Below are 13,647 nucleotides of genomic sequence, written 5' to 3' on the forward strand. Positions count from 1 at the left end.
CCATCATGGTCGCGGTGGTTTCGTCGAACAGTTCGGTGGCGTAGTTCAACACCAGTTCCATACCGCCCGAACCGTTTTCGGCCAGCGAGAACTGGAGGTCGAAGCGCGCCACATCGTCGGCGATCTCCATCCCGGCGACGGTCAGACCGGCCAGGTCCAGAGCCGGCGCCTCCTGGTTCTGGAATGACAGCGCCACCTGGAACAGTGGGTTGCGGGCCTGCGAACGCTCCGGCGCCAGCAGGTCCACCAGCCGCTCGAACGGCACATCGGCATTACCGAACGCGTCCAGGTCCGCCCGGCGGGCCCGATCCACCAGATCGGCGAAGGTCTCACCCGATCCGACCGCGGTCCGCAGCACCAGCGTATTGACGAACATACCGACCAGATCGTCGAGCGCCCGCTCACCACGACCCGCGATCGGCGTACCGATCGCGATGTCCTCGCTACCGGACAGTCGCGCCAGCAGGGCCGCCAATCCGGCGTGCAGCACCATGAACATCGACGCGCCACGGGCCCGGGCCAGGGCGTTCAGACTCCGCACCAGCTCGGCGTCCAGTTCGCCGTGCACCCTGGCGCCACGCAGCGACGCCACCGGGGGCCGGGGGCGGTCGGTGGGCAGCACCAGCTCGTCGGGCAGGTCCGCGAGAGTCTCCTGCCAGAACGCGATCTGGCGGGCCATGGCGGTGTCCGGATCGTCCTCGGCACCCAGCACCTGCCGCTGCCACAGCGTGTAGTCGGCGTACTGGACCTGCAGCGGCGCCCAGCCCGGCAGCTCGCCCTGGACCCGTGCCGCGTACGCGGTCATCACGTCCCGCGCCAGCGGCGCCAGCGAGAAACCGTCACCGGCAATGTGGTGCAGCACCACGACCAGCACGAATTCCCGGGGTGAGACAGCGAAGAGACGGATCCGCACCGGCACGGCGGCGGCCACGTCGAAACCGGTCGCCGCGAACTCGACGATCTCGGCCGCTACCTCGTCCCCGGACACCTGCTCCGGCTCCAGGGTCGGCACGGCCCGTTCGGCGGGCAGGATCAACTGCACCGGTCGGCCACCCTGCTCCGGGTACCGGGTCCGCAGCGATTCGTGCCTGGCCACCACATCGCCCAGCGCCGCGCGCAATGCCGGCACATCGAGATCACCGGTGAGGCGGATCGCCATAGGCAGGTTGTAGGCCGCCGACGAAGTGTCGTACTGGTTCAGGAACCACATCCGCTGCTGCGCGTAGGACAGCGGTATCTGTTCCGGTCGCGGCCCGGCCACAAGTTCCGGCCGGGACCGGGCACCGGACTCTTCCACCCGGAGCGCGAGCGCGGCCACGGTCGGCGCCTCGAACAGCGTGCGCACCGCCACCTGGGTACCGAGCGCCGCACCGATACGGGCCGCGACCTGCATACCGATCAGGGAGTTACCGCCAAGCTCGAAGAAGTCGTCGTCCGCGCCGACCCGTTCCACGTCCAGCACATCGGCGAAGGTCGCCGCCACGATCTCCTCGATCGGGGTGGCCGGCGCCCGGAATGCCCGGGCCGCGAAGACCGGTTCGGGCAGCGCCCGGCGATCGAGCTTGCCGCTGGCGTTCAGCGGGAAGGCGTCGAGTACGACGAACGCGGCGGGCACCATATACGACGGCAACCGGCCCGACAGGGCGGCGCGCAGCGAGTCGCTCTCGACCAGGGCGCCGGCCGCCGGCACCACGTAGCCCACCAACTGATCCCCGGTGCGCGCGTCACCACGCATGACCACCACGGCCTGGGCGACCTCGTCGACCTCGGTCAGCGCCGATTCGATTTCGCCGAGTTCGATACGCAGACCACGCAACTTCACCTGGAAATCGGTACGACCCAGGTACTCCAGTTCGCCCGCAGCGGTCCACCGCACCAGGTCACCCGTGCGGTACATGCGCTCGGCGATCTCGAACGGATCGGCCACGAACCGATCCGCCGACAGATCCGGACGCGCCACATAACCGCGCGCCAACTGCGCACCCGCGAGATACAACTCACCCGCAACACCCACCGGAACCGGCCGCAACCGGGCATCCAGCACATACACCCGAGTGTTGAACACCGGAGCACCGATCGGCACCTCGGTGGTATCCGCGTCCGTAACCTCGTGATACGTAACGTCGACCGCGGCCTCGGTCGGACCGTACAGGTTGTGCACAACCGTCCCGGTCAACTCCCGCAACCGGTGCGCCGGCTTCGGCGCCAACGCCTCACCCGAGGAGAACACCAACCGCAACGAACCACACCGCGCCGCATCGGCGGGCAGCGCCGCGACGAACACACTGAGCATGGACGGCACGAAGTGCGCCACCGAAACCCGCTCGGCATCGATGAGATCGGCCAGGTACGCCGGGTCACGATGCCCATCCGGCTTCGCGACCACCAGACGCGCACCCACCTGCAACGGCCAGAAGAACTCCCACACCGACACATCGAACGTCGACGGCGTCTTCTGCAACACCACATCCGAAGACGTCAACCCGTACTCGGACTGCATCCACACCAAACGGTTCACGATCGCCGCATGCGACACCGCCACACCCTTCGGGCGGCCGGTGGAACCGGAGGTGAAGATCACGTACGCCGTATTCGACGCCCGCAACGGCGCGACCCGATCGGCATCGGTCACCGGGGCATCGGCGTAGCCCGAGAGGTCGATCTCGTCGACGACCACCACTGGACGATCCGCCGTGCCGAATTCATCCGCCGAACTCGTCAGAACGCAGGCCGGGTCGGCCGTGGCCAGGATGTACTCCGTGCGTTCGGCCGGCTGCTCGGGATCCAGCGGCACATACGCACCACCGGCGGTGATCACCGCGTACATCGCCACGACCAGATCCACCGAGCGCCGCATACCCAGCGCCACCGGGACATCCGGTCCGACACCCAGCGCGATCAGGTGCCGCGCCAGGCGGTTCACCCGGCCGGCGAATTCGGCGTAGGACAGACCTGTCCCCTCGAATGCCACGGCGGGCGCATCCGGCGTCCGGACCGCCTGGTCGGCGAACAGGCCGGCCAGGGTCGCGGCCGGATCGACGGCGCGTTCCGGGCCGTACCCGCCGCGCAGTACCGCCGAGGCCTCCAGCGCGTCCAGGAGCGGGAGATCGCCCAGCGGGCGCTCCGGCGTCTTCACCACGGCCTTGAGCAACCGCACGAAACGCTGAGCGAACCGTTCGACGGTCGCACGGTCGAACAGGTCGGTCGCGTAGGTGAAGACCGCGTCGATCCCCGCCGCCCCGGTCCGCTCGCTCAGATCCAGCTGCAGATCGAATTTCGCGGTTTCCAGTGGCATCTCGACCGCGCCGATGGCCAGCCCGGGCAGCTCCGTGTGCACCTGCGGGGTGTTCTGCAACGCCAGCATCACCTGGAACAGGGGATGGCGGGCCTGCGACCGCACCGGGTTGAGGATCTCCACCAGACGCTCGAACGGCAGATCGGCGTGCCCGAACGCGGCGATATCGGTACCGCGCACCGAACTCAGCAGCTCGGTGAACCCGGCCCCGGTATCGACCGGCGTCCGTAGCACCAGGGTGTTGACGAACATGCCGATCAGATCGTCGAGGGCTCGTTCACCGCGACCCGCGATCGGCGTGCCGATGGCGATATCGGTCTCCCCGGACAACCGCGACAGCAGCACCGCGAAGGCGGCGTGCACGGCCATGAACAGGGTCGCGCCTTCGGTCCGCGCCAGTTCGGTCAGTCCGGTATGGGTTTCGGCGTCGATCTCGAAACCGAGGATCGCGCCCCGGCCCGAGGAGATCGCGGGCCGCACCCGGTCCGTCGGGAGGTCCAGCTGATCCGGCAGCCCGGCCAGCTCCCGCGACCAGTACGAGACCTGCTGGGCGATCACCGATTCCGGATCGTCCTCCGCACCCAGCACCTGCCGCTGCCACAGAGCGAAGTCGGCGTACTGCACCTCGAGCGGCGCCCAGCCGGGCGCGTCACCGGCGGTCCGTGCGATGTACGCGGTCACCACATCGCGCAGCAGCGGCGCCATCGAGAAACCGTCACCGGAGATGTGATGGACGACGAAGCCGAGCACATGTTCGGCGGCGTCGAGCCGGAAGAGCCGGGCCCGGAACGGTACGCGCGCGGTCACATCGAAGCCCGCCGTCACCAGCTCCGCGAGACGTGCGGGCAGATCGGCCGCCGTGACGTCGACCGGTGCCAGTTCCGGCACCACCTCGGCCGCCGGCACCACCTGCTGGAACGGCGTTCCGTCGACCTCCGGGTAGAAGGTCCGCAGCGATTCGTGCCGCGCCAGCACATCGCCGACGGCGGCCGCCAGGGCGGCGGTATCGAGAGCACCGGAGAGCCGGACCGCCACCGGGATATTGTCCACGAACGATTCCGGGTCGAACCGGTTCAGGAACCACATCCGCTGCTGTGCCAGCGACAGCGGCACCCGTTCCACGGTCTCGCCGGTCTCCAGGACCTGGGTCGGGCGCGGCTGCGGCACCAGCGCCGCACGCCCGCCGGCCTCGGAGCGCAGTTCCGCGCGCGCGGCCAGGGCGGCCACGGTGGGCGCCTCGAACAGGGCGCGTACCGGGACGTCGACATCCAGTGCGCGGCCGAGGCGGGCCGCGACCTGGGTCGCGATCAGCGAGTTGCCGCCGAGAGCGAAGAAGTCGTCATCGGCACCGATGCGGTCGGCACCGAGCACATCGGCGTAGACACCGGCCACGATCTCCTCGATCGGGGTCGACGGCGCCCGGAACTCCCGTGCCTCGAACTGCGGCTGCGGCAGTGCCCGGCGATCCAGCTTGCCGGACGGGTTCAACGGGAACTCGTCCAATGTCAGCACGGTCGCCGGCACCATATAGGCCGGCAGGACAGCACGTACCGCATCGAGCAGTTCCGCGGAGTCGATCCGCGCGCCCGCGGCGGGCACCACATAGGCGACCAGTTGCTCGCCCAGCGGCGACGCCGCGACGGTCACCACGGCCTGACCCACCTGCGGCTGTGCCAGTAGGGCGGATTCGATTTCGCCGAGTTCGATACGCAGACCACGCAACTTCACCTGGAAATCGGTACGACCCAAATACTCCAGCTCACCAGCCGCGGTCCACCGCACCAAGTCACCCGTGCGATACATCCGCTCCGCAGCATCGAACGGACTCGCCACAAAACGATCCGCCGACAAATCCGGACGAGACACATACCCACGCGCCAACTGCGCACCCGCCAGATACAACTCACCCGCAACACCCACCGGAACCGGCCGCAACCGAGCATCCAGCACATACACCCGAGTGTTGAACACCGGAGCACCGATCGGCACCACGATGGTATCCGCGTCCGTAACCTCGTGATACGTCACATCGACCGCGGCCTCGGTCGGACCGTACAGGTTGTGCACAGCCGTCCCGGTCAACTCCCGCAACCGCTGCGCCGGCTTCGGCGCCAACGCCTCACCCGAGGAGAACACCAACCGCAACGAACCACACCGCCCGGCACCCGAACCAGCGAACACACCCGGCAAAGCCGCCACGAACACCGTCAGCATCGACGGCACGAAATGCGCCACCGACACGCCCTCGGCATCGATAACCTCCGCCAAATACTCCGGGTCACGATGCCCATCCGGCTTCGCGACCACCAACCGCGCACCCACCTGCAACGGCCAGAAGAACTCCCACACCGACACATCGAACGTCGACGGCGTCTTCTGCAACACCACATCCGACACGGCCAACCCGTACTCGGACTGCATCCACACCAAACGGTTCACGATCGCCGCATGCGACACCGCCACACCCTTCGGGCGGCCGGTGGAACCGGAGGTGAAGATCACGTACGCCGTATTCGACGGACGCAACGGCGCACGCCGCTCGGCATCGGTCACCGGGGCATCGGCGTAGCCGGACAGCTCCAGCTCGTCCACGGCCAGTACCGGCACACCTGTCCCCTCGGGCACAGCACCGGCATCGGATGTCGAGGTCAGCACACAGACCGGTCGCGCGGTCTCGAGCACATACGCGGTCCGCTCGGCCGGGTGCTCCGGATCCACCGGCACATACGCGCCGCCCGCGGTGACGACCGCGTACATGGCCACCACCAGATCCACCGAACGCCGCAGCGCCAGACCGACCAGCGATTCCGGCCCCACACCCTCGGAGACCAGATGACGCGCGAGGCGATTGACTCGGCCCGCGAACTCCGCATAGGTCAGTTCGATGCCCTCGAACGACACCGCGACCCGATCCGGGTACGCCGCGACCGCCGCGGCGAACTCGTCCAGGAGCAATTCGGAACCGATCGCGCGGCCGGTCGCGTTCCAGCGGTGCAGCACCAGTGCGCGCTCCGCCGCGTCGAGCAGATCGATATCACCGACGGCGACGGACGGATCGGCGACGACCCCGTCCAGCATCCGGACCAACCGGTCCGCGATCCGCCGCACCTCGACCTCGTCGAACATGTCCTGCCGGTACCCGGCCCGGATCCGCAGCGTATTGCCGAGGGCGGCGACCAGGGTGAGCGGGTAGTGCGTGGCATCGATACCGTCGAGGCCGGCCACCGTCATTCCGTCGATATCGGTGGCCTGCGCCTGGATACCCTCGGCGTCCACCGGATACGACTCGAACACCAGCAGGGTGTCGAACAGGGCCGACATCCCCGCCGCGGCATGGATATCCGCCAAGCCCACATAGTGGTGATCCAGCAGGTCGGCCTGTTCGGCCTGGACCCGGGCCAGCACTGTCCGCACGGACTCGTTCCGATCGAACCGCACCCGCACCGGGATCGTGTTGATGAACAACCCGACCATGGTCTCCACGCCGGGCAGTTCCGGCGGGCGACCGGAGACCGTGGCGCCGAACAGCACGTCGTCACGCCCGGTCAGCCGGCCGAGCAGCACCGACCACGCCACCTGCAGCACCGTGTTCGCCGTTACGCCGACCTCGGTGGCCAGTGCGGTCATCCGAGCGGTGGCCGCGGTGTCCAGCTCGAACACGTACTCACCCGACAGCGCGGTGATCTCCGAGCCGCCCGCTTCGGGGCGCGCGAGCAGGGTCGGTTCCTCGACCCCCGCCAGCGCCGCCCGCCAGGCATCCAACGAGACTCCGAGATCCTGGCGGCCGACCCAGGCCAGGAAGGTCCGGTAGGAATGGACCGCCGGCAGCGCGGCGGCATCACCGCGGACCGCGTACAGCGTCAGCAGATCCCGCATGAGCAGCGGCATGGACCAGCCGTCGAGCAGGATGTGGTGGTTGGACACCACGAACTGCCAGGTGTCGGCTCCGATCTTGATCAAGGTGAACCGGAGCAACGGCGGCTCGGCGAGATCGAAGCGCCGCAACCGGTCCGCCTCGATGAGCTCGTCGGCCGTGCCGACGCCGCTGCGGTCGTACTCGGTCCAGTCGACCGGCATATCCTTCAGGACCACCTGCACCGGGCTGCCCTGGTGATCGGTGACGAAGGCGGTACGCAGGTTGTCGTACCGGTCGACCAGTGCCTGTGCCGCCGCACGCAACCGGGCGGCGTCCACCCGGCCGGTCAGCGTCAGTACCACCTGGCCGGTGTACACATCCACCGAGGTCTCGGCGATCTGGGCGTGGAACAGCATGCCGGCCTGTAGCGAGGACAGCGGCCATACATCGGCGACCGGCGCCGGGAAGCGCCGCTCGATTCCGTCGACATCGGACTGCGACAGCGCGACCATGCCGAAATCGGACGGGGTGTGCCCGCCGGCACCCGCGGAAGTCGCGTGCCGCGCGACCGCGTCCAGCGCCCGCGTCCACAGTTCACCGAACTCGCGGACCTCTTCGGCCCCGAGCAGGGTGGCCGGGTACCCGATCCGCGCGATGAACTCGTCGCCGACGACGACGGCATTGATATCCAGCAGGGCCAGCGCCGGCATATCCGCGTCGAATGCCGCGTCCACCACCATATCGGCGGGCAGCCAGCCGAATTCGCGCATCTCCGGGGAGAATTCGCTCGCACCGGCGGATCGGCCCAGATAGTTGAAGCTCACCTGGCCCGGCAGCTCGACCGGCAGCTCGCGCGCGGTCCGCGGGTTCAGATGACGCAGCAGCCCGTAGCCGATGCCCTTGTCCGGCACCGCGAGCAGCTGTTCCTTCACCGCCTTGAGTGCCGCTCCCAATGCCGGCCCGCCGGCGAGCGCGTCCTCGAAATCGATACCGGCCGGCGCGAACCGCACCGGGAAGACGGAGGTGAACCAGCCGACGGTGTGGGACAGGTCGGCCCCGGGGACGACCTCTTCCTCACGACCGTGCCCCTCGAGCCGGACCAGCAGCGGATCATCGATCGCCGCCCCGGCCACCCGCCGCGCCCGCCAGGTGGCGGTGGCCAGCACGAGGGCGGTGAGCAGGCCGTCGTTCACCCCGCCGTGGAACAGCGCCGGCACCGTGGTGAGCAGTGCCCGGGTGACTTCGGGCGACACCCGCACCGAGTGGGTCTCGACCGTCGCGGCGGTATCCACCGCCGGGTCCAGTGCGCGGTCGGACAGCAGCGGGTCGGCGGTCTCGGCGACGGTCCGCCAGTACTCCAGTTCGGCTTCCCGCTCGGCACTGCGCGCGTGCTCCTCGAGCGCATGCGCCCAGGTCCGCATCGACGTGGTCGGTTCCGGCAGTTCGGGCAGCAGCCCGGCGCTGTGCGCACCGGCGGACAGCACGAAATCCGGGAGCAGGATGCGCCAGGACACGCCGTCGACCACCAGGTGATGCGCGACGACGACGAGGTATCCCGGCCGGTCGGCGGTATCCGGTTCCAGCCAGACGAACCGCACCACCACGCCGGTGCCGGGATCCATCCGGTCCAACGCGGCATCGACTGCGGCGGAAGCCGTTTCCAGCACCTGTTCCTCGGTGGCGGCGGCCTCGAACACGGTGTGATCGATGAGCGCGTCCACATCGACCGCACCGGGCTCGGCCGTCTCCACGACCCATTCGCCGTCCACGACGAACAGGCGCGACCGCAACATATCGTGCCGGTCGAGCACCGGGCCCACCACCGCGGCGATGGTCTCGCGGGTGACGCCGACCGGCAGGCTCAGTGGCGTCAACTGGTGGAAACGCCCAAACGAACCGAAGCGCTCCACCATGGTCCGCACCACCGGGGTGAGCGGCATCCGGCCGACCCCGCCACCCGGCAACTCGGCCAGGGTCCGCGCCGCGGCGTCACCGGATTCCGCGAATTCGGCGACCGACGCCAGGCCGGACACCGTGCGCTTCTCGAACACCTGCCGCGGTGTGAACACCACACCGCGTGCCTTGGCCCGCGACACCAACTGGATGGAGACGATGCTGTCGCCGCCGAGGGCGAAGAAATCGTCGTCCGCGCCGATCCGCTCGACCCCGAGGACCTCGGCGAAGGTCTCCGCCAGGAGTTCCTCGATCGGCGTCGACGCCGCCCGGAATTCCTGGACCTCGAAGACCGGTTCCGGCAACGCCCGCCGGTCCAGCTTGCCCGAGGCGTTCAGCGGGAACGCCGCGAGCTCGACGAAGGCCGACGGCACCATGTAGGACGGCAGCCGGTCGTGCAGATGGGCCCGCAGGTCGTCGACGTCGATCGTCGCGCCGGCCGCCGGCACCACATACGCGACCAGCTGATCACCGGTCCCCGCACGCCGCAGGATGACCAGGGCCCGCGCGACGGCGTCCAGTTCGGTGAGCGCGGCCTCGATCTCACCGGGCTCGATCCGCTGACCGTGCAGTTTCACCTGGAAGTCGCTGCGGCCCAGGTATTCCACCTCGCCCGCGGCGGTCCAGCGCACCAGGTCACCGGTGCGATACATCCGCTCACCGGTGTGGAAGGGGTCCGCGACGAAGCGCGTGGTGGTCAGATCGGGCCGGGCCAGATAGCCGGGCGCCAGCTGTACACCGCTGATGTAGAGCTCGCCCTGGACACCCGCGGGTACCGGCCGCAACCGGTCGTCGAGGACATAGGTCCGGGTGTTGAGACCCGGGACACCGATCGGCACGGATCCGGTTTCGGCACCGGTCACCTCATGGGCGGTGACATCGATCGTGGTCTCGGTGGGCCCGTACTGGTTGAACAGGCGGGCGCCGCCGGTGCGTTCCCGCAACCGCCGCGCGAGATCACCGGACAGTGCTTCACCGCCGACGACGATACTGCGCAGTCCGGCCCATGCCGCGGGATCGGATTCGGACAGGAACACCGACAGCAACGACGGCACGAACTGCGCCATCGTGACGCCTTCGGTGGCGATCAGCCCGGTGAGGTACGCCGCGTCGCGGTGGCCTTCCGAATGCGCGATGACCAGGCGGGCGCCGAGCTGCAACGGCATGAAGAACTCGACCACGGACGGGTCGAAGGTCGCCAGGGTGCGCTGCAGCAGCACATCGTCGGCACCGAGACCGTGCCGTTCCCGGGTGGTCGCCAGGTAGTTGAGCACGGCCCGGTGCGAGACCGGGACGCCCTTCGGCCGGCCCGTGGAACCCGAGGTGAAGATCGCGTACGCGGTGTTGTCCGGCCGCAGCGGCCGGAGTCGATCGGCGTCGGTGAGCGGAGTATCGGCGATACCGGACAGCTCCAGCCGGTCGATACGTACCTGACCGGCGATCGCCGGATCGAGATCTTCGCCGGAGGTCAGCACGCAGATCGGGCGCGCCGTCTCGACAATGTACTCGAGCCGGTCCACGGGCTGGTCCGGATCCAGCGGCACATACGCGCCGCCCGCCGCGATCACCGCGTACGCGGCGGTGACCAGGTCGAAGGACCGGCGCATACCCAGGGCCACATAGGTTTCCGTACCCACCCCGGCCTCGCGCAGCCACCGCGCCAGCCGATGCACGCGGCGCGCGAACTCGCCGTAGGACAGACCGGTGCCCTCGTAGGTCAGCGCGACCCGATCCGGGGTTTCGGCCACCACACGCTCGAACCCGTCCAGCAACAGGCCCGGCTCGATCACCCGGTCGGTGGCGTTCCACCGGTGCAGCACCAGCTCGCGTTCGGTCGGGTCGAGCAGCTCGATCTCACCGACCGGGGCCGCGGGATCGGCGACGACGCCGGCCAGTACCCGCAGGTACCGCTCCACGAATCCCGCCACCGTCGCGGGGTCGAACAGGGCGGTGGCGTAGGTCAGGTACCCGCTCACACCCTCCGCGGCACCGGTCGCGTCGTAGGTGTCGCTGAGGATCATGCTCAGGTCGTACAGGGAGACCTCGGCACCGGCGTCCAGGCCGGAGACCGAGAGACCCGGCAATTCCAGGCTCGCCTGCGCCAGGTTCTGGAATGCGAAGCCCACCTGGAACAGCGGATGCCGCGCGGTGGACCGCACCGGGTTCAGCGCCTCCACCAGCTGTTCGAACGGCACATCGGCATGCGCGAGGGCCGCGATATCGGCCTCCCGCTGGCGCGCCAGCAGCTCGGTGAACGATTCCCCGCCCTCGACCCGGGTCCGGAACACCAGCGTATTCACGAACATGCCGATCACATCGTCGAGCGCGGCCTCGCCCCGACCGGCCACCGGCGTGCCGATCGCCACATCGTCGGTGCCCGCCAACCGGGCCAGTACCAGCGCGAACGCGGTATGCGTGACCATGAACAGGGTCGCGCCCTGCTGCCGCGCGAAGTCCAGCAGCGCCTGGTGCAGGCGCGCGTCGATACGCACCTCGATTCGGCCACCGTCGTAGGACTGGGTCGCCGGCCGCGGCCGGTCCATCGGCAGATCCAGCTGCTCGGGCAGATCGGCCAGCGCGGACCGCCAGTAGTCGAGCTGTTCGTGCGCCAGCGATGTCGGATCGGCGCCGTCGCCCATCAGGTTCCGTTGCCAGATCGCGAAATCGGCGTACTGGACCGCCAGCGGCGCCCAGTCCGGTGCCCGGCCTGCCGCGCGTGCCGAGTACGCGGTCATCAGATCCCGCATCAACGGCACCGTCGACGCACCGTCGCCGGAGATGTGGTGCACCACCGCGGCGAGCACGTATTCGTCTGCCACATCGTCGATCCGCAGCAGCGTCACCTGTACCGGCACCTGCTCGGCGACATCGAACGACACCGACGCCAGCTCGGCCACCACGGTCTCGACCGCGTGTGCGGCCACCGTACGGATTTCCAGGTCCGGTACCGCGCCCGAGACCGGCAGCACCACCTGCGCCGGACCGGATTCGGTCTCCGGGTACACCGTCCGCAACACCTCGTGCCGCGCCACCAGGTCGCCGACCGCCTGCCGCAGGGCCGGCACATCCAGGTGCCCGGTCAACCGGATCACCAGCGGGATGTTGTAGGCCGCGGCGCCGCCGTCGAACCAGTTCAGGAACCACATGCGCTGCTGCGCCAGGGACAGCGGGATCCGGTCCACGACCTCCCCCGACGGCAGCACCCGGGTCGGCCGCGGTTGCGGCACCAGCGCCGGACGTCCGCCGGAACCCACCTGCTCCTCGAGCCGGGCGGCCAGCGTGCCGACGACGGAGGCCTCGAACAGCGTCCGCACCGGGACCTGCGTATTCAGCGCCACCCCGAGCCTGGCCGCGACCTGCGTCGCGAGCAGCGAGTTCCCGCCGAGGGCGAAGAAATCGTCATCCACACCGACGCGTTCCATACCGAGCACATCGGCGAGCACACCCGCCACGACCCGCTCGACCGGTGTCGACGGCGCCCGGAACTCCCGGGCCTCGAAAGCCGGCTCCGGCAGCGCCCGACGGTCCAGCTTGCCCGCCGGGGTCAGCGGCACCCGGTCGAGCACCATGACCGATGCCGGCACCATGTACGAGGGCAACCGCTGTCCGACGTACTCGCGCACCTCGGCCGCATCGATCGACCGGCCCGGTACGGCCACCACGTAGGAGACGAGAGATACCGCGCCCGCGGCATTCTTGTGTCCGGTGGTGACGGCGAAATCGACGGTTTCGTGCGCGGTCAGCGCCGCGTCGATCTCACCCAGCTCGATACGGAAACCACGAACCTTGACCTGGAAATCATTACGGCCCACATACTCCACCGCCGGATCACCCGCAGCGTCACGACGCCAGCGCACCACATCACCCGTGCGATAGAGCCGCGAACCCGGCTCACCGAACGGATCGGCAACAAAACGCTCAGCCGTCAAACCGGCCCGCGCGTGGTAGCCGCGTGCCAGCTGGATGCCTCCGACATACAGCTCACCGGCCACACCTTCGGGCACCGGGTTGAGCCGGTCGTCGAGCACCAGGGTGCGCATACCCCGCACCGGGCCACCGATGGTGACCCGATCACCAGCGTGCAGCACACCACTGATATTCGTAGCCACCGTCGCCTCGGTCGGACCATACGCATTGTGGAACCGACGCTCGACCCCACCCTCCGGCGTAATCGACCACTTCGCCACCAGATCCGCCGAAATAGCCTCACCACCAGCGATGATCACTTCCATCCCGGCGAGATCCGCCGGATCCAGCGATCCGAGTACCGACGGCGTGATCAAACCGACCGACACACCCTCACGCGCGATCAGCTCACCCAGCTCGGCACCACCGTAGGTACCGGTCGGCACCACGACGAGCGCACCGGCCGAACCGACCGCCAGCAGCAACTCGAGGATCGAGGCGTCGAACGACGGGGAGGCGAAGGCCAGCGCCCGCGCGGACGCATCGAGGCGATAGCGCTCGACCTGTTCGGCACTGAAGTTCGCCAGACCCGCATGGCTGACGACAACGCCCTTGGGCAGACCCGTCGAACCCGAGG

1 protein-coding gene is annotated in these 13,647 nt (G+C 69.0%); it reads right to left on the reverse strand.

The features are described 5' to 3' along the window. Positions 1-13,647, reverse strand: a 13,647-nt coding sequence (locus NGR01S_RS29580; protein WP_157107507.1) for a non-ribosomal peptide synthetase, incomplete at both ends; no start/stop codon positions are given.

This window comes from Nocardia grenadensis NBRC 108939, from assembly GCF_001613445.1.
Classification (GTDB): Bacteria; Actinomycetota; Actinomycetes; order Mycobacteriales; family Mycobacteriaceae; genus Nocardia; species Nocardia grenadensis.